This window comes from Micromonospora sp. NPDC049102, from assembly GCF_043197485.1.
Classification (GTDB): Bacteria; Actinomycetota; Actinomycetes; order Mycobacteriales; family Micromonosporaceae; genus Micromonospora.
Map to the genome: position 1 here is coordinate 31,783 of NZ_JBICTE010000036.1, position 20,919 is coordinate 52,701.

Genomic DNA, 20,919 nt, shown 5'->3' on the forward strand with positions numbered 1-20,919 from the left:
CAGCGCCATGGGGATCACCGCCCGCGGGGTCGGGCTGCTCGTCGCCGCCGTCGTGTTGTTGGGGGCGGGCTTCCGCTTCGCGTACCCCGAGTTGACGTTGTTGGGCGCGGCGGCCGGCGCGGCCGTCGGCTACGCGGCGCTGACGGCGGCCTGGCGGCCCCGGCTGGTGGTCGCCCGACGGGCCGATCCGGACCGGGTGGCGCGCGGGGAGCCGGCGAGCATGGCGTTGACGGTCCGCAACGCCGGCCGGCTGCGTTCGGCGAACCTGCTGGCCGAGGACCGGTGCGGGAGCCGCGCGGTGCCGGTGCCACTGCTGCGCCTGCGTCCGGGTCGGGACACCGAGGTCCGCTACGACGTGCCGACCGATCGCCGTGGGGTGGTGGCGGTCGGTCCGCTGCGGGTGACCCGGCGCGACCCGCTGGGCCTGGTGGCGCTCGCCCGCCCGTACGGGGAGACGGCCCCGGTCTGGGTGCATCCCCGGATCCACCCGCTGTCGGCGGTGCCGACGGGCGCGGGGCGCAGCCTCGACGGCCGGGTGGACGGTGTGCCGCACGGGTCGATCACGTTCGACTCGCTGCGGGAGTACGTGGTCGGCGACGATCTGCGGCGGGTGCACTGGCGCACGAGCGCCCGCGTCGGTGAGCTGATGGTGCGCGAGAACGTGGACACGAGCCTGCCCCGCCTGATCGTCCTTCTGGACAATCGCGCCGTCGCGCATCCGCACCGCTCCGGCGGGGTGTCGGAGTCGTTCGAGTCGGCGTGCGAGGCGGCGGCGTCGGTCGTGACAGCAGCGCTCCGCGCGGATCTGCCGGTGGTGCTGCTGCTGGTCGGCCCGGAGCACGGGGACGGCGGGGACGGCCCCGCCCTCGGGCCGCTGGACCGGCTCGCCGCCGCCGAGTTGTCCGACGAGGACGACGCGTTGCGGGCGGTCACCACCCGGCTGCGCCAGGACCGGCTCGGCGACACGTTGATCTTCCTGACCGGCCCCGGTGGGCGGGACGGGTTGGGGCACGTGGGTGCGCTGCGTGGCGCGTACCCGTCGGTGGTGGTCGGGGTGTTCGGCGCGACCGACCCGACTCCGGCGGGCACGGCGGGCCTGGTGGTGGTGGACGCGGCGGACGGCGCGCAGTTCGCCGCCGAGTGGGACGGGGTACGCCGGTGGTGACGGGCATCGCGCCGCAGCAGGAGACGGCGGCCCCGCGACAGCCGGCGGCGGGCGGTCCGAGCGCCGCCGGGCGGGTGGTACGCGTGTTGCGGGCGGCCGTCGTGCCGCTCACGCTCGTCGTGCTCACCGCGCTCGCGGGGGTGGTGCTCGGCCGGGTGTACGCGGGCGACCTGCTGACCCGGCTGGTGATCGGCGCGGCGGTGGGCTCGGTGCTGGTCAGCGTGGCTGCCCGGCGGCTGCCGTCGTGGCTGGTGGCGCCGGTGTCGATGGCGGCGCTGGCCGGTTGGGCACTGTGGTCTCTGCGCCTGGCCGCCGCCCGCGCCGACCTGCCGGGCAGCCTGCTGGAGGTGAGCGCGGACGCGGCGCGCAACGGCATTCCCCGCCTGCTCACCGCGATGATCCCGGTGGAGCCCACACCGGACACGGTGCTGGTACCGGTGGTGGCGGCCTGGCTGGCCGGTCTGGCCGGGGCGGAGGTCGCGTTGCGCACCGGCCGGGTGCTGCTCGGCTACCTGCCGGCGGCGGGGCTCTACGCCGCGGCCCTCTACGTGGTCGGCCCGAACGCCGAACCGGCGATCGGGGCGACGGTGGCGTTCGTCGCGGTAGCGGCGGTCGGGCTGGCCGCTCCGACCGGCGGGTCACCGACCGGCGGCGATCCGGCGGCCGGCCTGGCCCCCGGGGTACGCGCGGCGGTGCGTCTCCGGCTGGCGGTGTCGGCGGCGCTCGGCGTCGCCCTGGTGATCGGTCTGGTCGCCCTGCTCGGTCCGGTGGTCGCCGACCAGGTCGACGGACGGCCGGTCGACCCGCGCCGGTACGTGGAGCCGCCGCAGGTGCAGACTCTCGACGAGAACCCGTTGATCCGGATCTCCGGGTGGGCGCTGCACCCGGAGCAGAAACTCCTCGACGTGGACACGGAGGGCGCCGCCCCGCCGGCCGCGGGCACGGACCCGACCCGCGGTCCGCGGATCCGGCTGGCGGTGCTCAGTGACTACGACGGGATCACCTGGCGGGTCGGTGCGACGTACCGCAACGCGGGGCGGATCCTGCCCGCCGGCGAGCCGGCCCGGGACAGCACGGTGGAGACCGTCCGGCAGCAGATCACCGTGGCGGAGCTGACCGGACGGCTGCTCCCGGCCGTGGCGACGCCCCGTGAGGTCAGTGGCGCGCGGGTGGCGTACGACCCGGCGACGGGGACGCTGATCCGGCCGGAGGGGCTGACGCCGGGGCTGCGGTACGAGGTGACGTCGGTCCGTGAACACCCGGCCAACAACCTGCTGGCCACCGCGAACGTGCCCGCCGGCGACGAGGTGGCCCGGGTGCTGCGGGTCGCCGACGGGGTGCCGGACCCGATGCGCCGGCTGGCGACCCAGCTCGCCGAGGAGAACGGCGCCCCGTACGCGCGGGCGGCGGCGATCGAGCAGTTCCTGTCCGAGCACTACCGGGTGGTGGCCGACGCGCCGAGCGGGCACGCGTACCCGAATCTGGCCTTCTTCCTCTTCGGCCCGCGCAACGGTGGCGGGCAGCGGGGTACGTCGGAGCAGTTCGCGGCGGCGTTCGCGGTGCTCGGCCGACTCTCCGGGCTGCCGACGCGGGTGGTGGTCGGCTTTGAGTCCGGTGGTCAGGGGCCGGTGCGGGCCGGTGACGCGTACGCCTGGCCGGAGGTGCTGTTCGACGGGCTGGGGTGGGTGGCGTTCGAGCCGCTGCCCCGCCCGGAGAACGAGCCACGGCCGGTGGAGGAGGACTTCCGCCCGACACCTGAGGACCCGCCGCCGTCGGAGGTGCCGGCGCCCACCCTGGAGCCGACCGCGTCGCCGGAGCCGGTGGCCGCTCCCGACGAGCCGCCCGCGCCCGGTGGCGTGTCCACGCCGGTGCTGGTGGCGGGCGGCAGCGGGTCTCTGCTACTCGTCGTGGGGGCGCTGCTGCTCACCCTGCTGGCGATGCGCCGCTCGCTGACCCGCGACCGGCTGGTGCGGGGTGACCCCGGCCAGCGCATAGCGGGCGCCTGGCGGGAGGTGACCGACGCGTTGCGGTTGGCTGGCCGCCCGGCCGGCGACGACCTGGCGGCGACCGAGGTGGCCGGGCGGGCCCGACAGGCCCTCGTGGACGCCCGGAACCGGCGCATGGACGGTTCGCGGCCCGACACGGAGGCGGCGACCGATCCCGCTGTCGACGAGCTGGCAACACTGCTCAACCAGGTGGGTTTCGCCCCCGGCACCGCGACGGACGACCAGGCGGCCCGTGCCGCCGAGGTGGCCACCGTCTACGTGACGACGTTGCGGTCGGCACGCCCCTGGTGGCGTCGCCTGCTCTGGTCCGTGCACCCCGCTCCCCTGCGTCGCGCCCGCCGTTCGCGGAGGTGAGCAGGCGTTCGTCCATCCCCCTCGCGGGGGTCGCGCCGGCGGTGGCGAGGCTCCGCGTCACCCGGAGCGCCGCCGGAGGGCGGCGACTCGGCGGGCGTGGTCGACGGCCACGGCGATGACGAGTGGGCCCCAGGCGACCATCGGCGCGTGGTACCGCAGGACCTCCCAGGTGGGCGTGGGGTGGGCCGGTTCGTCGTGGCCGATCCCCACCCAGCCGCGCTGCACGACGTGGAATCTGCTGTTGAGCAGGAGATACACGCAGATGGCGACGAGCGCCGAACCGCCGATCAGCGCGACGAGCACGACTGGGCGCGCGGGGATCGGGCGGCCTCCGAGTCGCGGCACCCAGTGCGGCAGCCGTCGTCCCCAGTCGTGCACCAGGCCGAGCGTCGACAGCGCCAGCCCCATCGAGAGGACGGACAGGAGGATGGACCAGGCAACACGACCAGAACCTGTCACGAATTCATGGTCTGCGCTGCCGTGCCTGCTTCTCCTCCCCGGCGCAAGGGAACGCACTCCCGCAGCAGGGGGATCGCCCCCGGCCTTCGCCGTCGCGGCCGATCGAGGAGTCCAGGACGACATCGTCGGCGCTCTCAGGTCGTCAGGCGGCGGACCAGTTTGCGCATGCCGGCCTGCCAGCCGTCCGGGTCCTCGGCGCGGCGGCGGGCGTAGTCGGCGACCTCGGGGTGCGGCAGGATCAGGAACCGCTCCTCGGCCAGCCCGGCGATGGTCGCGTCGGCCACCTGGTCCGGGGTGAGCACGGCACCGGACGCGGTGATCACCCGGGCGCCCAGGTGCCCCTCGGCGATACCGTCGGCGAGCATCGGGGTGTCCACCCCCTGCGGGCACAGGGCGCTGACCCGGATGCCCCGGTCCCGGTAGGTGACGGCCAGCCACTCGGCGAACCCCACCGAGGCGTGCTTGGTGGCGGTGTACGCGGCATCGCCCACCGCGGTCAGCACCCCCGCCGCGGAGCAGGTGTGCAGCAGGTGGCCTCCGCCGCGGGCGAGCATGCCGGGCAGCACCGCACGGGCCGAGTAGACGTGGGCGAGCACGTTGACCCGCCACGCCCGGTCCCAGCCCGCGTCGTCGACCTCCACTCCCCCGCCGGTGGTGACCCCGGCGTTGGCGCAGAACAGGTCGATACGGCCGAAGCGGCGTTCGGTGTCCTCGACGAGCGACCGGACCTGGGCCTCGTCGGTGACGTCGAGCGCGGCGGCGTGCGCCACCGGGCCGATGCCCTCGGCCACGGCGTGCGCGGCGGCGGCGTCCAGGTCGGCGACGACCACGGCGGCCGCGCCCTCGGCGGAGAAGCGGCGCGACAGGGCCGCCCCGATGCCACCGGCGCCCCCGGTGACCACCGCGATCTGGTCGGTCAGATTCACGCGGACATCCCCACCGGCTCGGTGCCCAACTGGGCGATGAGAGTCGTCAGCGCGGCCACGCCGCCGGCGGTCACCTCCGGGGTGGGCAGCAGCGCGAGGATCGGCACGTCCACGCCCGCCTCGGCGTAGCGGCGCACCTGGGCACGGCACCGCTCGGGTGAGCCGTGCAGCACCAGGGCGTCGACCACCTCGTCCGGCACCGCGGCGCCCGCGCCGCGCCGGTCGCCGGCCGCCCACGCCTCCCACATCGGGGCGAGCGCCTCGTCCCGGCCGAGCCAGCGATGGAACTCGGCGTACGCCGGGACGGTCAGGTAGCTGGTGATCAGCCGGCGGCCGAGCGTACGGGCGTACGCGGCGTCCTCGGTGGGGCAGACGAAGATCCGTGCGGCGACCGCGAAGCCGGGACGTCGCTCACCCAGCTCGGCGAGGGTCTGCGGCACGTCGTCGGCGCTGAGCCAGTTGAGGATGACGCCGTCGGCCTCGGCGCCGGCCAGTCGGAGCATCCCGGGGCGCAGCGCGGCGAGCAGGATCGGCGGCGGAACAGTCGGTGGGCGTTCGAGGGTGAACCGACGCACCGTGAAGGTGTCGTAGACCTCGTCCACCGTCTCGCCGCGCAGCGCGGCCCGCAGGAACCGCAGCACGTCGCGGGTACGCCGGAACGGCTCGTCGAACCGCAGAGCGTTCCAGTCCCGCACGAGCACCGGCGAGGACGCGCCGATGCCGAGCGCGAACCGGCCCGGGGCCGCCTCGGCCAGCGCTGCCGCGCTCATCGCGAGCAGACCCGGGCCGCGGGTGAAGACCGGAGTGATCGCGGTGCCCAGCCGTAGCTGCGGCTGCCACGCCGCGGCGAGGGCCAGCGGGGTGAACGCGTCGGTCCCGGCGACCTCGGACGACCACACGTCGGTGAACCCTGCGCCATCGAGCGTCGCGTAGATCGCCTGGTGGTCGGCCAGTGGGACTCCACCCATCGGCACCGTCATGCCCCATCGATTCGTCACTGATCGATCGTGCCCGTTGACGGTACCCATGAGCAAGATCCCCTTAGTGTGCGTAATCGCCGGTTGGCCGCGCGGCCGCCGGCGGAGGTGTTACCACTGCGAGGTGGACCGGAGCACCGGCGCAGGCCGCTGACCATGGGTTCCAGGGCGGCAGGACACCTGGAGCCGGTCTCGGCGGCGGCCGCGCCCGGTCGGGCGACGTTCCTGGAACTCTTCTTCGACCTGGTGTACGTCTTCGCGCTCACCCGCATCTCCGCCCGGGCGTTCGAGGATCTGAGCCGGGAGCCGGCCCGCGACCACGCCGCTGCGGCGATCACCGGCAGCGGCAAGACGCTGCTGTTGCTGCTGGCGCTCTGGTCGGTCTGGCAGGGCACCGCGTGGACGACCAGTCGCTACGACCCGTACCGTGCGCCGCTGCAGATCGTCGTGTTGACCGCGCTCGTGAGCAGCATGGTGATGGGGGTGGCGATCCCCCGGGCGTTCAGCGAGACGTCGCTCATGTTCGCCACGGCGTACGTGATCGCGCAGGTGACCCGGCCGGTGATCCTGTCGATCGCATTGGGGCCGCATCCGTACCGCCAGCTCAAGGTGCGTATGGCGGTGGTGTTCGCCGTCACGGGGGTGCTGTGGATCAGCGGGGCGCTGCTGCCCACCAACGAGCAGGTGGTGTTCTGGTCGGTGGCGCTGCTCGTCGAGTATCTGGCCGCGCGGTTCGGCTGGCCGGTGCCGGGTCTGGGCCGCTCCACGGTCTCCAAGTGGGAGATCGCCGGGGAGCACCTGGCGGAGCGGTACCAGCAGTTCTTCCTCGTGGCGCTCGGCGAGACGATCCTGGTGGCCGGTTTCGCGTATAGCAAGGGCCCGTACGGCTCCGGACACATGTGGGCGTTCGCGTTCGCGGTGGCCACGTCGATCATGCTGTGGCGGATCTACGTGCAACGCGCCGGGCAGATCCTGGCCGAGGCGGTGAAGATGGCCCGCCACCCGGCCAACATCGGGCGCTCGGCGGCCGACACCCACCTGATCATGGTGACCGGTCTGGCCGCGACGGCGATCGGCTACGAGCTGGTCATCGAGCATCCGCTGGGTCACGCCCCGGCGCCGTGGGTGGTCACGGTACTCGGCGGACCCGCGCTGTTCCTGGCCGGCCGGGCCCGCTTCGAGTACGAGGTCTTCGGCCGGGTCTCGCCGTCGCGGTGGATCGCCATCGGAGTGCTCGCGGCGGCGGCCGTACCGCTGCTGTTCCTACCGGGCCTGGTCGCCACGGTCGCCGGGACGATCGTGCTGGGCGGCGTCGCGGTCACGGACGCCCGCCGGGCGCGCGGCGCGCCGCCGGAGGCCGCCGCGACGCCCTTCTGAGCCATCGGCGTACGCGTCGAGGCCGGCTAGTCTCGGCTCGTGACCTTCTCCCTCGTCGCCCGCTCCGCCGACGGCCGCCGCCACGGTGTCGCCGTGGCCAGCAAGTTCCTCGCCGCCGGAGCGCTGGTGGTCGAGCGCGGCGGCGGGTACGGCGGCACCAGCGACGTCCTGGTCGACCTGCGGGTGGACGACCATCCCGATCCGGTCGCCGAACTCGGTCGGCTGCTGGCCGTGCACACGATGCTGTTCGGTCGGCCCGACCCGGCGACGCTGCTCGACCTGAGCGGAGCGGTCGCCGACGAGGTGGCGGCGCTGCTCACCGCTCTGGGTCACCCGGTGGACCACACCGGGCCGGAGGCGGCGCTGGTCTCCTGGGCGGGGCTGGAGAACCGGGAGGAGCGCCTCGTGCCGGGGCGGATCGACCCGGTCGTGCTCAGCCACCTGCGGGGCGTCGCCCCACACGTGCCCGCTCCCCGCCAGGGCGCCTGATCACCGGACGCCCGCCGGGTCAGCCCTTCACCCGGGGCACCAACCGGTGCACGACGATCAGCGCCAGCGCCATCACCACCGACATCGTCCCGGCGATGCCGGCGGCGCTGCCCGCGTACGCGATGAACAACGGTCGGCGGGACAACTCCTGCGGGCCGATCGTGCGCAGGTCCACCAGCCAGGACAGCGCCACGCCGGAGGCGACCAGGGCGAGCACACCGGCGACGCCGAGCACGACGGCGGCGAGGCGGTGCGCGTCGCCCGGCTCGATCTGGGCCTCTTCCCGTTGGGTGATCGGCAGGAGCAGCCCGGCCAGCGCCGCCCAGACACCCACCACGAGGTAGGCGGCGACCGCGTCGCTGGGCCGGTGCCAACCGGCGGAGAGAGTGGCCACCCCGGCGGCGGCGGCATAGAACGCGCCGACGAACGCCCCGACGGCTCGCACCTTCCGGGGCAGGACGAACATCAGCGCCACGGCCACCGACGCGGCGACAGCGGTGTGACCACTGGGGAGGCTGTTGCTTACGGCGGTGCGTTCCGGGTCGACGCCGAAATCGGGTCGGCCCAACCCGTACTTGAGCAGTTGGGTGGAGAGGTTGGCTCCGGCGATCAGCAGGGTCGCGGCGACCGCGAGGGCGGTCCGCCCCCGGATGAGCGCGATGAAGCCGATCGTCGCCGTGGCGACGAGCAGCGACACCACCGACATCGCATTGAGGATCCGGTCCACCGGCCCGTCGATGCGGTCGTAACCGATCTCGTTACCGGTGAGGGCGACCGTGTCGACCCACTGACCGGTCCCGGTGTGCACGGCAACCCGCCAGACGGCGAGGAAGGCGACCGCTTGGACGAGGGCCAGCACGACCAACCAGACCGCGGTCCAACCCCGTGCCGTCGCGCGCATCCGCACACCGTAGCGGCCGTACCGGGCCGGTCGGTCGGAGGCTCACCGGCTCCCGCCGGTTAGGTCCTTGCCACCGGGCCACCCGGGGCTGCGCCACCCGGTCGGGCCGGGCGCCGGGCCCGACGAGACGGCCGGACGGGAACGCCGACGGGCATAAGAGTGGAGAGGCCGCCACGGGGGGAGCGGCCTCTCCGGTGACGTACGTTACTCCGTCATCCTCATCGGTGTGATCCCGCGACAGCCGGAATTTCTGGGCTTTTTCGCGGCAGTCTTCAGTCCGGGCGGTGGGGTGGGCCGGTCGACCCGCTGCGTTGGCCAGATGACCGGCCCACCCCGGCCTGACCGTGGGTGTCAGGCCGTCCGCCGGCCGGGTCCCGTCGTTCCCCCGGACCCGGCCGAACCCCGGGATGGGCGGGGCACTCCACCCATCCCGGGTCGCTGTCAGCCGTTCGGGAACAGGCTCCCGTAGTCGGCGTAGGCCATGGCCACATCGGCCTGGGCCCAGAAGCGGTGGTAGTTGAACGTGGGCTCCGGGCCACCGTTCAGGTACGCCTGCACCTTGGGCCAGTCCGGGTCGTTCTTGTAGAACGACCGGATGTCCAGGAAGCTCTTCCCGGCGGCGATGGCGTCGCCGTTGGGCATCTTCCCGGTCCAGCCCGGCGGTACGTACAGGCCCTGACCGCTGGAGGCGTCGTAGACGTCGTCGAAGCGCTTGTAGTCGCCACGCGTCTCGGTGGTGGAGACACCCTTCGAGTCACTGGCCGCGTCCAGCGCGTCCAGCAGTCCCTTGGCGGTGGTCTTCGCCGCCGCGTTGCCCGACTTGGCCGCGTACGCGATCAGGATCCGGGCGTAGGAGGCGGCGACGCCGACGTCCTGGCCCTTGCTGATCACCTCGACGTGCAGGTTGGTGTTGGGCTGCGGGCTGCTCGGGTTCCAGGTGGTCGGCTGGCCGGTCCACTTCATGTCCGACGGGATCGACCAGTTGGTGCCGAGCGTGGTGTTGGCGATGGCCCACGGCACCCACTTGTCCAGCAGCGCCTTGGCCTTCGTGTTGCCGGTCTGCAGGTACAGCTCGGCGATCCGCTGCATCGACCACGCCTGCATGCCGAACCACTGGTTCGACGGCGGGTCGTTGTAGACCGGGTCGACGTCGTAGAACATGCCGTAGAAGGTGCTCGTGCCCGACGGCGGCTGGGCGTAGCTGCCGTCCCAGCTGTTCGTCGCGCCACCGGCGATGCCGCCCTCGGACGACTGGAGCCAGGTGTAGAACTCGAGCTGCCGGTCGAAGCTCTTGGTCCAGTCGGAGACCGCGGTCGACGACTGCGGCTTGAGCTCCGGCGTGTTGGTCAGCGCCCAGGCCGCGAACGGGTTCTGGTAGCCGAAGTGGTTGTGGCTGGAGCCGATGCGCCAGGACCAGTTCTGGCTGGTGTCGTACGCGCCGCCCCAGGCGTAGTACCAGGACAGCAGGTAGTGCGCCGAGTCCTTGCCGCTGCCGGCGGGGCAGGTGCTGGCCCCGACGCAGTTGCCGATCTTCTTGAAGTACTTGTCGAACATCGCGTACCGCAGGTAGTCACCCATCTTGGCGGCCTTGGCCACGGTGGCGGCGACGTCGGCCTGCTTGCCCTGCGCCTTGGCCCAGGTCAGCGCCCAGTACGCGGCCTGCACCGCACGGGCGTCGGCGTCCGGCGCGTTGGTGTACTTCCACTGCTTGGCGGGAGCGCCGGTGTCCTTGACGAACAGGTCGAGGTAGCCGTACTGACCGCCGTGCTTGAAGGTGTCACAGGACGGCTGCGGGATGGTCTCCCACACCGACTCCTGGGTGCCCCGCTGGAAGGTGTTGATGTAGGCCGGCTTGGTGGTGCCGTCGCCGCAGCGACCGAAGCCGTACGTGTTGTCGACGTCCATCAGCCAGTGCATGCCGTAGATGTCGCCGGTGCCGTAGGTGGACTGCAACTCCGAGCGCAGCGGGTCCTGCCCGACCGCGATGTTCGGGTTCAGGGCCGAGGGGTACTGGCTGGGCAGGTTGTACTCCGCGGCGTACTGCGGGGTGCCGGCGGAGCCCGCAGTTGGCTGATCGGCGTGCGACGGGATGATGTACTTTTCCATCACCGTCCAGGCGTTGTTGAACGGTGCCCAGTTCTGGGTGACGCGGCCGTACTGGGCCTCGAGCCAGATCCAGAAGCTGAACGCTTCCGAGGTGGTCTCGTGACCGTGGTCGGGCGCCTCGACGATCAGCGTCTCCACCGAGTGGTACGGCACACCCTCGGGGCTGAAGTAACCCGAGTTCTTGATCTTGCCGTACTGGTCGAGGAACTTCTTGATGTAGGCGTTGTCGCCGCCGGGGGTGTCGTTGTCGATCTCGGTGGCGGCGACCGCCAGCGAGGCGAGCCCGGTGGCCGACGCGGTGATGGTGGCGCTACCGCCGACGGTGTCGGTGTCCTCCGCCGCGGCGACCGTGACGGTGACCCCGGTGTTCCAGTTGGTGGGCGTCAGCGTGACGGTGCTCGGCGAGACCGTCACGTCGCTGTCCCCGCTGGGGGTGAGGGTGACCGGCACGCTTGTCGTCGGCGCGGCACTGAGCCTGAGGTTGAAGGTGGAGGTGCCACCCTCGTTGACGCTCACCGCGGACGGCGTGGCGATCAGGGTCGGACCGCTGGCGGCGCCGACGGTGAACGACTTCTCGGCGACCCCGATGCCGTTCGCGTTGTCGTAGGCCTTGGCCTGCACCGTGTAGCTGCCAGCCGGCAGGTCCTCCTGCGTGTAGGAGTACGGCGCGGTGGTGTCGGTGTTGATGAGCAGGCCGTTGCGGTAGAACTCGACCTTGCTGATCGTCCCGTCCGGGTCACTGGCGGTCGCGGTCAGCGGCACGTCCGCGGGCGCGGTGAACGGCCCGGAGGGCAGGCTGAGCGAGACGGTCGGCGGCTGGTTGGCCGGGGTGCCGTTGCAGGGGGTGCCGTTCAGGGTGAACGAGGTGGGCTTCGGGTTGCTCCCCGTGTGGGAGCCGTTGAAGCCGATGGTGGTGGAGGCCCCGGTGCCGAGGTTGCCGTTGTACGACTCGTTGGTCGCGGTGACCTCGCTGCCGGACTGGCTGAACCGGGCCGACCAGCCCTGGGTCACCCGCTGGCCGCTGTTCGGGAAGGTCCACTTGAGCGTCCAGTTGCTGATCGGGTCGCCCAGGTTCTTGATGGTCACGTTGGCCGTGAAGCCGGTGTTCCAGTCGTTGGTCGCGTAGACCACGTCGCAGGCCGGTGCGGCCTGCGCGGCGCCAGCGGGCAGGGTCACCCCGCCGACGGCGAGCGCGGCGGCGGCGAGGATCGCCACTCGACGGCGTCGTGCCAGATGTCTCATGTGCGCGGTGTCTCCTCGGACCAGGCCGGGTTGTTCCCGGCGAGGCGCCTGCCCACAGGTGGTGGTACGCGGGGATTCGAGGCGCCGGGAAGGTGGTGGCCCCGGGCCCGGCCGGGGGTGCGATGCGGCCCGTGCGGGGGGTCCCGCCGGCCGCGATTCGGGTGCCGTGACCGGTAGTCGTGCTGCCGGCTGCCCTCGGCGGTCCCGCGACCACGCGATCTGGCTCCTGTCGCGTGGAATCGACAGTCTGCCATGGAAGCGCTCCCACAACAAGCGGGGAGGAGGCGGGATCCGCCAGTTGTTTCGATCTCGTTTTGGGTCTTTCACAAAGACGTGACGGGCGTTACAGTCGCAACATCGGTCGATGGGAGCGCTTCCATCGACAAAGGTTCCAACTGGAAGATCGCCGGGACCGTCCTCGTGGCGGACCCGGGGAACCATCCGAAGGCCGACGGCGGGCCAGCCCGGACGCCGCCGTCAGCCATCATCCCGCCACAGGGAGGGAGGTGGAACCAGAGCCACTCGCGTGGCCCGGCTCCCGCGCGACACGCACGGCAGGACCCAATTCCGCCCGTGCGTGTGCAGTTACGGTGGGGACGGGGGTTGCCCTCCCCCGTCCCCACACTAAACCCCCGTACACGATGGGAAAAGAGGCCGACGGGACAGGCGCGATGCGCCGCCCGGTCGGCCTCGTTCGCTGTCCGGGGCCCTCATCCGCCTCGACCCGCCAACGTCGGCCGCCGTGACGGCCGGCTGACCGGGTCGGGCGCTCCTGGCCTATCCTGGGAGCGCTCCCGAATCTCGGCGGTGGCCCCGTATCCACGAGGAGAATCCATGTCGATACCTACCGGGCCCGCCGGCCCGCTGCGCTTCCCCCGCGACTTCGGTTGGGGCGCGGCCACCTCCGCCTACCAGATCGAGGGCGCCGCGAAGGAGGACGGCCGCGGCGAGTCGGTCTGGGACACCTTCAGTCGCCTCCCCGGACGTACCCGCAACGGTGACACCGGCGACGTGGCCGCCGACCACTACCACCGGTACGCCGAAGACCTCGACCTGATGCGTGACCTGGGTCTGCGCAGCTACCGCTTCTCGATCTCCTGGCCCCGCATCCAACCCGACGGCAGCGGCCAGCCCAACCAGCGCGGGCTCGACTTCTACCGGCGACTCCTCGACGGCCTGCACGAGCGCGGCATCGCCCCGATGGCGACACTGTTCCACTGGGACCTGCCGCAGGCGTTGCAGGACGCCGGCGGTTGGGAGTCCCGCGACACCGCCCACCGCTTCGCCGACTACGCCGACGCCGTCTTCACGGCCCTCGGCGACCGGGTACCGGTCTGGCTCACCATCAACGAGCCCAAGACCGTCGTGCAGAACGGTTACCTCATGGGTCACCACGCCCCCGGCCGGAAGGACCCGGACGCCGCCTACCTCGTCGCCCACCACCTGCAGCTCGCCCACGGCCTCGCGGTGCGCGCGCTCCGCGCCTCCGACAGCACCGCACGGATCGGCCCCGCGCTCAACCTGCACCCCTGCTACCCCACCGACGACTCCCCCGAGGCCGCCGCCGCCGCACACCTCTACGACGGCTACGAGAACCGGCTCTACCTCGACTCGCTGCTCAAGGGCAGCTACCCGCAGGACGTCCTGGCCGACCTGGGTCCGCAGAGCCGGATGGTCCGCGGCATCCGCGACGGCGACCTGGCGGTGATCTCATCGCCGATCGACCTGCTGGCGGTGCAGTACTACACCCCGATCTACGTCGCCGCCGACGGCACCACCGAACACCGCTGGCCCACCTCCGAGGCCGGCTGGCAGCAGATCTACCCCGACGGGATGTACGACATCCTGACCCGGGTCACCCGCGACTACGGCCCGATCCCGCTCACCGTGACCGAGAACGGTCTGCCCACCCCCGACATCCTGGCCGCGGACGACACCGTCGACGACAGCGGCCGGATCACCTTCCTGCGCGACCACCTGGCCGCCGCGCACCGCGCCATCGCTGACGGGGTGCCGCTGGAGAGCTTCCATGTCTGGTCGATGCTCGACAACTTCGAGTGGGACGAGGGATACGAGCAGCGCTGGGGCCTGGTCTACGTGGACTACGTGACCCAGCGGCGCGTCCTCAAGCGCAGCGCCCACTGGTACCGCTCCGTCATCGCCGAGGGCGGCTTCTGAACGGGCCGCCCGGACGGCCGGGCCCGGACGGCTCGGCTCGGGTGAGCCGGTGACCGTCCGGGTCACGGCCGGAAGACTCAGCGGGGCAGCGCCTGCTGCAACTCCGCCCGCAGCGCAGGGGTGAGCATCTCCCCCGCCTGCTTCGCCAACCGCGCCATCTCGTAGCCCACCACGCCGATGTCGGCGTCTCCGGCCGCGAGCGTGGCCAGGATCGACCCGTCGCGCACCTGCATCACCAGGAAGTAACCCCGGCCCATCTCGACCACCGTCTGCTTGACGATGTCGCCGTCGAACATCTGCGCCGCGCCCGCCGTGATGCTCATCAGCCCGGACGTCACCGCGGCGAGCTTGTCCGCGTGGTCGCGGGGCAGATGGTCGGAGATCGCCACCAGCAGTCCGTCGGAGGAGACCACCACCGCGTGCGCCACGCCCGGCACACGATCCGCGAAGGCGCTCACCAGCCAGCTCAGGTCACGTGCCTCCTGGCTCAACGTCGTCACTGTCGTCGTCCTCCTTCGTCGTGCCCCCACGAGGGTGGCACCGGTATCTCGGTGGTGTCCTCGGTCTCGGCACGCCGTACCCCGCTGTAGAGCCGGGACAGCATGCCACCGACCGCGTCCGGGTCGAGTTCGGCGCGCGGCGACGCCGAGCCCGGCTGGGCGGGGCGGGTGACCGCGGAGAGTTGCGCCATCGGCACGCGTACCGGAAGCCCTCGCTCGTTCGTGCCGGCCGTCACCGGCGTGGCGGGCGGCACGGGCTGGACGGGGGCGGCCGGACCGGTCGGACCCTGCCGGGACCACCAGCCGCCGTCGTTCGAGGAGGCAGCGGTCGGGGACAGGACGTCATCGGCGCGTACCGGCACGGGACGGGTCTGGCGCGGCACGGCGGCAGACGGCGGACGACCGGCCACCGGGAGGTCCAGCGGCGCGGCGGCCGGCCCGCGGGCGCCGTCGGGCGCAGACGCCCCCGGTGTGCGCTGCGACGCGGCACCCCGCGCGGCGCTCGACGCCAGCATCCGGGCGGACGCCGGCGGATCCAGCTCCACCGTGCCGCCGGGCGCCAGCAGGGTCGGCGGCAGCACGAGCCGCGCGACGAGGCCACCGTGGCGTCCTTCGAGCTGTACCCGCACGCCCAGTCGGCTCGCCAGGTGGCTCACCACGAACAGGCCCATCCGCTCGACCGCCGCGACGTCCGCGGCCGGCGGGCTGGCCAGCACCGCGTTGGCCTCGGCCAGCGCGGCCGAGCTCATGCCCAGGCCGTCGTCGACGATCTCGATCAGCGCCGAGGACGCCTCGACCCGGGCGGTCACCACGACGGACGTGTCCGGACGCGAGAACGCCGTGGCGTTCTCCAGCAGCTCGGCCAGCAGGTGCACCAGCTCACCGACCGCGTGCCCGACCACGTTGACGGCGCCCATCGACTCCAGCCGTACCCGCTGGTACTGCTCGATCTCGGCGGCAGCGGCCAGCAGCACGGTGCCCAGACCCACCGGGCGGTTCCACCGGCGGGTGGAATCCGTACCGGCCAGCACCAGCAGGCTCTCGTCGTTACGGCGCATGCGGGCGGCCAGGTGGTCGAGCTTGAACAGGTTCTCCAACTGGTCCGGGTCGCTCTCCTCACGCTCCAAGTCGTCGAGCAGCTCCAGTTGACGCTCCACGAGCACCTGGCTGCGGCGCGCCAGGTTGACGAACATCGCGTTGACGTTGCGACGCATCAGCGCCTGCTCGACGGCGACCGTCACGGCGCTGCGGTGCACCGCGACGAACGCCTCGGCCAGCTCACCGATCTCGTCGAGCGACCGGACCACCGCCGGCGCCACGTCGATGCTCGGCACGCCACCGGTGACGGTACGGAGGCGGTCCAGCGCGTCGGGCAGCTCCACCTGCGCGATCCGCAGCGCCTGGCTACGCAGCAGCCGCATCGACCGGGCGACCGACCGCCCGACCAGCAGGGAGATCAGCAGGGCGACCAACAGCACCGCCACGACGCCACCGACCACCAGCAGGGTGGTCCGCAGTTGGCCACTGCTGGCATCGTCGGCCTGGCGCACCGCGTCGTCGAGCACACTCGCCTCGACCTGCCGCAGCAGCTCCTGACGCTGCTGGCTCGCCGACCACCACTGCTCCGAGGGCAGCACCTCCGGCGCCGCGTCGCCCACCGGCAGGCTGCGCTCCTCCAGGCGGGTGGCGACCTGGAACATCGGGTTCACCGAGGTCTCGTCGTACCGCCGGATCTGGTCGCTGGTGGCGGACACCCGGAACGCGCCGAGCGCGGTGAGCTGCTGGGCGCGCAGGTCGGAGAGGATCACCCGGTCCTCGGTGCCGTACCGACCGGCCCGAGCGGCGGCGTAGAGCTGCCCCCGGACCCGGGAGGACAGCTCCTTGACCCGGGCGATCTGGACGTAGCGCAGCACGGCGTCGCTCAACCCCGGCTGGTCCTGGCCCGGCGTCGGCTCGGCGAGCAGGTCCAGCAGCGCGTCGACCGCCCGGTGGTAGTTGCTCAGGATGGTGTCGTTGCTGAGCACCGCCGGCGGGATGGCCGGTCGGATGTCGATCACCTGGTCGTACGCCTCGAGCACCTCGGAGAAGGCCACCCGCCAGGAGGCGTCGGCGTCGGCCAACGGCTCGGCCGCCTGGCGCAGGTCCTCGACGGCGCGGTCGGTGGCCGACTGCAACGGCCGCAGGGCGGTGGCCGCCGACTCCCGGTCGCCACCACGGCGCAGCTCCCCCAGCTCACCCGCCGAACGGTCCCGCTCCTGCTGGAGCTGGTCGACCACGGCGGTGATCTGCCGACCGATGCCGACCTGCTGGGAGAAGTCGTTCAGCGTGGCCGTTCGCCCGACAAGTGTGCTGGTCTGCACGCCCGCGAGCACGAGGAACGCCATCGACGGCACCAGCAGCACGGTGGCCAGCTTGGTGCTCATCCGCCAGTCCCGCAGTCGGAACGGCGAGCGGCGTCGATGCGGAACGACCCGGACGTCGAAACGACGCCGGCGGTGGTTCGACACCGCACCAGTCGCCGGGTCGGGACCTGCCGCCACCCTGCCTCCTCCGTCCTGCCGCGTCCACCGCGACCCGGGGAGCGGAGTCCATCCAACCAGGCTCGGTGACACTGTCAACGGCCCGGGCAGGCCGAAAGTTCAGGAAGGATACTGCGGGTGGGAACGTCCTGTCGGGTGCGGTAAAACCAGCTCGTCCGTCCGGCCGATGTCGGCGAGCGCCGCCGCCGCACCAAAGCGCCCCAGCGCCACCAACGCGGCACCGGTCGCACCGATCTCCGGGTTGCGTTGGTGCGACACCGGGCGCGGCGCGAGCGCGGCGGCGAACGCCTGCCGCCACCACACCGACGCGGCCACCGCGCCGCCGCCCAGCACCACCCCGACCGGTTTGTCGATCGTGGACTCCAGCACCGCGAGGTCCTCGGCGACCAGACCACACAGTCCCTGCATCAGCCCGGCCAGGATGTCCACCGCCGTGGTGCTGAAACTCAGACCGCGCAGCTCGCCGGTGCCGGCCGGCGCCAACCCGGGTGCCCGGTCACCGCCGAAACGGGGATCGGCCGGCCGGCCACCAGCCACCGGCACCAACGCCAGCGCCGCGTCCAACTCGTCCCCCTCGGGCAGCCGCAGCTCCCGGTTGGCCCAGGCGAACAGGTTGCCGCCGCTGGAGTACGCCGCCCCGGTCACCACGTGGTCGTGGTCGACCCGGTAGCGCCAGAGGCGTTCGGGCAGCCGCGGCAGCGGCTCGCCGGCCGGGATGCGCTGCATCAGGCGTACGGCGGCGGAGGTGCCGACCGTGACCGCGGCCCGGCTCGGGTCGGCGCAGCCCGAGCCGACGTTGGACGCCCCGCCGTCGCCCACCGGCGGCGCCCAGCGGGCCTCGGCCAACTGCGGCCAGCGGCGGGCCCGGTCGGGACGTAGCCGGCCGTGCCAGTCCAACTCGCCGAGGGACGGCAGGTCGCGGGGTCGCGCGCCGGCCAGCGTCAACGCCTCCTCGTCCCAGCGCAGGGTGGCGAGGTCGAGCAGACCGGTGCCGGACGCCTGCGAGACCGACATGGGCGCTGTCTGGAGCAGCTCACCCAGCACGTACTCCGGGAGGCCGACGAACCGGGCGATCGGAGTGCCGGACTGTTCCCGCAGCCAGGGCAGGCGCACCGGCCAGTAGGAGCGGTGCCACCAGCAGCCCGTGCGCTGGTGGAAGCCGTCCGGGTCGGCCGGGCCGGACGTGTCGCCGACCGGCGTGGGACGGGTGTCCAGCCAGGTGACGACCGGGCCCAGCGGAGTGCCGTCGCGGTCGAGCGGCAGCACCGAGTGCCACTGCGCGGACGTCGCCACCATGTCGACGTCGTGCAGGTGCCCCGCCTCCGCCAGCTCGTCCAGACACTCGATGAGGCAGGCGAGGTAGTCGGGACCGGAGAGGGTGCCCGTGCCGTCGTCCCCGATTGCGAGTCGGACCTTCCGCCGGGCCAGGGCGCCGGGCAGCGGGCGGGTTGCCCCGTCCAGCACCAGCCCACGTACGGAGGAGGTGCCCAGGTCGAGTGCGAGAATGTTCATCGCCGGTCAAGTTACCCGGTGCCGGCCTGGCGCGGACCGTGGTCCGCCCCGGCACACCCGTACGTCCGAAGGGGTCCCGGGTCGGGCCGTGACCGCGTAAGGTGAACCGCATGCTCGCGCACCCAACCTCCTGGTGGCCCGCCGACCCGGCGGCCACCTCCCGCGCGTAGCTTCACCCACGCGGCCGCCATCGAGGCGACCGCCGGATCTCCGGCCCGGATGGCCGCCCCCACTGGCGGCACCCGGCATCCACGGAGACCACGATGACCAGCCTGACCGACCTGCTCGCCGCCATCTCCCGCGGCGACGACCCCGGCCCCTTCGCGCTGCTGCGCCGCGAGGGCGCCGACGACCTGGAACTCTTCACCGGCCCCGTCGCCGTCGTCGACCGGCTGGCCGACATCCCGCTGCCCCCGGGCGCGCCCGGGGCGCAGACGTTGGCCCTGGTGCCGTACCGGCAGATCGCCGAGCGCGGTTTCGCCTGCGTCGACGACGACGCCCCGCTGGAGTGCCTCCAGGTCCGCGAACACGGGTGGATTCCGCTGGCCGAGGCCCTGGTCGCGCTGCCCGACGAGCCGGTCCGCACCCGGGACGCCGCGTTCGACGTCAGCGACGAGGAGTACGCGCGGATCGTGCAGCAGGTGCTCACCGACGAGATCGGTCGCGGCGAGGGCGCCAACTTCGTCATCCACCGCACCCTGCACGCCACCGTGCAGGGCGCGCCGCTGGTGGCCGCGCTGGCCGCGCTGCGCCGGCTGCTGGTCGCCGAGCGCGGCGCCTACTGGACGTTCGTGGTGCACACCGGCACCCGGACCATGGTCGGCGCCAGCCCGGAACGGCACGTCAGCGTCGACGACGGGCTCGTGATGATGAACCCGATCAGCGGCACCTTCCGACCGGCCGGCGGCACCCCGGACCGGGCGGCGCTCCTGCGGTTCCTCGCCGACCCGAAGGAGATCGAGGAGCTGTACATGGTGCTCGACGAGGAGCTGAAGATGATGGCGACCGTCGCCGAGCACGGCGGTCAGGTCATCGGCCCGTACCTCAAGGAGATGTCGCACCTGGCCCACACCGAGTACCTGCTCGCCGGGCGGGGCACCCGCGACGTGCGGGAGGTGCTGCGGGAGACGATGTTCGCGCCCACCGTGACGGGCAGTCCGATGGAGAACGCCTGTCGGGTGATCGCGCGGCACGAGCGCCGGGGTCGGGGCTACTACGCGGGCGTGCTGGCGCTGCTCGGTCACGACGACGCGGGCCGGCAGACGCTCGACGCGCCGATCCTGATCCGTACCGCCGAGATCTCCGGCGCCGGCCGGCTGCGGGTGCCGGTGGGTGCCACCCTGGTCCGGCATTCGACGGCGGCCGGCGAGGTGGCCGAGACCCACGCCAAGGCGGCCGGGGTGCTGGCCGCGCTCGGCCTGGGCCCGGCGGCGTCCGTCGGCGAGCGCGGGCCGGTCGTGCGGCTGGCCGACGACCCGGAGGTACGCGACGCGCTCGCCGCGCGTAACACGCCGCTGGCCCGGTTCTGGCTGGACCAGCGGGCGCCGGACGCGCCCGGCCTGCCGGGGTTGGTCGGTCTGCGGGCGCTGATCGTGGACGCGGAGGACACCTTCACCGGCATGTTGGCACACCAACTGGGCGCGCTGGGTCTCGCCGTCACGCTACGTCCGTGGCACGAAGGCGGTCCGCTGGACGGGTACGACCTGGTGGTGGCCGGTCCCGGGCCGGGTGATCCAAGCAGCCCGGACGATCCGAAGATGGCGGCGCTGCGGGAACTGCTGGACGAGTTGCTGGCGACCGGCCGGCCCACCCTCGCGGTCTGCCTCGGGCACCAGGTGCTGGCCGGGCTGCTGGGGCTGCGCCTGAACCGCCGGGACGCGCCCTATCAGGGGCTGCAACGGGAGGTCGCGTTGTTCGGTCGGTCCCGCCGGGTGGGCTTCTACTCCTCGTTCACCGCCCGCGCCGAGATAGACCGGCTGGACACCGCGTACGGGACGGTGGAGCTGGCCCGGGACGTACGCGACGGGTCCGTGCACGCCCTGCGCGGGCAGGGCTTCGCCGGGGTGCAGTTCCACCCGGAGTCGGTGCTCAGCCCGGACGGGGTGACCGTGCTGACCGAGTTGCTGGCCGACCTGTTGCCGGCGTCGCGCGCGGCCCACCACGCCTAGCCGCGGCTCGTCCGGTATG

The 20,919-nt window shown here is 72.9% G+C and carries 13 protein-coding genes and 1 pseudogene; 6 read left to right on the forward strand and 8 right to left on the reverse strand.

Annotated features, from left to right (window positions below; genetic code table 11):
* The first annotated feature begins 7 nt into the window (after nucleotides 1–7).
* Nucleotides 8–1,165 carry a DUF58 domain-containing protein gene (locus tag ACGFH9_RS26520; protein ID WP_393224327.1) on the forward strand — a complete coding sequence of 386 codons (1,158 nt, stop codon included), beginning with the start codon at nucleotides 8–10 and terminating at the stop codon, nucleotides 1,163–1,165.
* A complete protein-coding gene (locus tag ACGFH9_RS26525; protein ID WP_393224330.1) occupies nucleotides 1,141–3,525 on the forward strand; it encodes a transglutaminaseTgpA domain-containing protein in 2,385 nt (794 codons plus the stop codon). The genes ACGFH9_RS26520 and ACGFH9_RS26525 overlap by 25 nt, the downstream gene beginning before the upstream one ends.
* Before the next feature lie 57 nt (nucleotides 3,526–3,582).
* On the opposite strand, the gene ACGFH9_RS26530 is transcribed toward ACGFH9_RS26525, so the two are convergent.
* From ACGFH9_RS26530 to ACGFH9_RS26540, 3 genes are all read right to left on the reverse strand, one after another.
* On the reverse strand, nucleotides 3,583–3,984 hold the full coding sequence (locus tag ACGFH9_RS26530) for a hypothetical protein (RefSeq protein ID WP_393224332.1): 402 nt from the start codon (nucleotides 3,982–3,984) through the stop codon (nucleotides 3,583–3,585).
* Between the two features lie 134 nt (nucleotides 3,985–4,118).
* Nucleotides 4,119–4,910 carry an SDR family oxidoreductase gene (locus ACGFH9_RS26535; protein ID WP_393224335.1) on the reverse strand — a complete coding sequence of 264 codons (792 nt, stop codon included), beginning with the start codon at nucleotides 4,908–4,910 and terminating at the stop codon, nucleotides 4,119–4,121.
* Nucleotides 4,907–5,890: an LLM class F420-dependent oxidoreductase gene (locus tag ACGFH9_RS26540; protein WP_393224414.1), complete on the reverse strand. Its 984-nt coding sequence runs from the start codon at nucleotides 5,888–5,890 to the stop codon at nucleotides 4,907–4,909. Before ACGFH9_RS26540 ends, ACGFH9_RS26535 begins: the two co-directional genes overlap by 4 nt.
* Before the next feature lie 153 nt (nucleotides 5,891–6,043).
* Between ACGFH9_RS26540 and ACGFH9_RS26545 the strand changes: the two genes are divergently transcribed.
* The gene (locus tag ACGFH9_RS26545) at nucleotides 6,044–7,264 is read left to right on the forward strand and encodes a low temperature requirement protein A (protein WP_393224337.1); all 1,221 of its coding nucleotides are present in this window, start codon (nucleotides 6,044–6,046) and stop codon (nucleotides 7,262–7,264) included.
* A gap of 111 nt (nucleotides 7,265–7,375) precedes the next feature.
* A pseudogene (locus ACGFH9_RS26550) lies at nucleotides 7,376–7,753 on the forward strand (putative peptidoglycan binding domain-containing protein); the annotation flags it as partial.
* A gap of 19 nt (nucleotides 7,754–7,772) precedes the next feature.
* Here the strand turns inward: ACGFH9_RS26550 and ACGFH9_RS26555 are convergent.
* The gene (locus ACGFH9_RS26555; RefSeq protein WP_393224340.1) at nucleotides 7,773–8,660 is read right to left on the reverse strand and encodes a phosphatase PAP2 family protein; all 888 of its coding nucleotides are present in this window, start codon (nucleotides 8,658–8,660) and stop codon (nucleotides 7,773–7,775) included.
* A gap of 435 nt (nucleotides 8,661–9,095) precedes the next feature.
* Entirely contained in the window at nucleotides 9,096–12,002 is a 2,907-nt protein-coding gene (locus ACGFH9_RS26560; protein ID WP_393224342.1) for a glycoside hydrolase family 48 protein, read from the reverse strand.
* An 834-nt stretch (nucleotides 12,003–12,836) separates the two neighbouring features.
* On the opposite strand from ACGFH9_RS26560, the gene ACGFH9_RS26565 reads away from it, so the two are divergent.
* The gene (locus ACGFH9_RS26565) at nucleotides 12,837–14,180 is read left to right on the forward strand and encodes a GH1 family beta-glucosidase (protein WP_393224345.1); all 1,344 of its coding nucleotides are present in this window, start codon (nucleotides 12,837–12,839) and stop codon (nucleotides 14,178–14,180) included.
* Between the two features lie 77 nt (nucleotides 14,181–14,257).
* Here the strand turns inward: ACGFH9_RS26565 and ACGFH9_RS26570 are convergent, their stop codons facing one another.
* The 3 genes from ACGFH9_RS26570 to ACGFH9_RS26580 all read right to left on the reverse strand — a co-directional run bounded on the left by ACGFH9_RS26570 (nucleotide 14,258) and on the right by ACGFH9_RS26580 (nucleotide 18,732).
* Nucleotides 14,258–14,671: a roadblock/LC7 domain-containing protein gene (locus ACGFH9_RS26570; RefSeq protein ID WP_323178473.1), complete on the reverse strand. Its 414-nt coding sequence runs from the start codon at nucleotides 14,669–14,671 to the stop codon at nucleotides 14,258–14,260.
* Between the two features lie 5 nt (nucleotides 14,672–14,676).
* Nucleotides 14,677–17,220 carry a nitrate- and nitrite sensing domain-containing protein gene (locus ACGFH9_RS26575; RefSeq protein WP_393224348.1) on the reverse strand — a complete coding sequence of 848 codons (2,544 nt, stop codon included), beginning with the start codon at nucleotides 17,218–17,220 and terminating at the stop codon, nucleotides 14,677–14,679.
* A gap of 99 nt (nucleotides 17,221–17,319) precedes the next feature.
* Nucleotides 17,320–18,732, reverse strand: coding sequence for an FGGY family carbohydrate kinase (locus tag ACGFH9_RS26580; protein ID WP_393224351.1), 1,413 nt, complete (start codon nucleotides 18,730–18,732; stop codon nucleotides 17,320–17,322).
* A 263-nt stretch (nucleotides 18,733–18,995) separates the two neighbouring features.
* On the opposite strand from ACGFH9_RS26580, the gene ACGFH9_RS26585 reads away from it, so the two are divergent.
* Entirely contained in the window at nucleotides 18,996–20,900 is a 1,905-nt protein-coding gene (locus ACGFH9_RS26585) for an anthranilate synthase family protein (RefSeq protein ID WP_393224354.1), read from the forward strand.
* The last annotated feature ends 19 nt before the right edge of the window (nucleotides 20,901–20,919 follow it).

Coding starts and splice junctions, on each gene's coding strand:
- ACGFH9_RS26540 (WP_393224414.1), bottom strand. CDS start 5,890: ATGACGGTGCCGATGGGTGGAGTCCCACTGGCCGACCACCAGGCGATC.
- ACGFH9_RS26560 (WP_393224342.1), bottom strand. CDS start 12,002: ATGAGACATCTGGCACGACGCCGTCGAGTGGCGATCCTCGCCGCCGCC.
- ACGFH9_RS26585 (WP_393224354.1), top strand. CDS start 18,996: ATGACCAGCCTGACCGACCTGCTCGCCGCCATCTCCCGCGGCGACGAC.
- ACGFH9_RS26565 (WP_393224345.1), top strand. CDS start 12,837: ATGTCGATACCTACCGGGCCCGCCGGCCCGCTGCGCTTCCCCCGCGAC.
- ACGFH9_RS26545 (WP_393224337.1), top strand. CDS start 6,044: ATGGGTTCCAGGGCGGCAGGACACCTGGAGCCGGTCTCGGCGGCGGCC.
- ACGFH9_RS26580 (WP_393224351.1), bottom strand. CDS start 18,732: ATGAACATTCTCGCACTCGACCTGGGCACCTCCTCCGTACGTGGGCTG.
- ACGFH9_RS26520 (WP_393224327.1), top strand. CDS start 8: ATGGGGATCACCGCCCGCGGGGTCGGGCTGCTCGTCGCCGCCGTCGTG.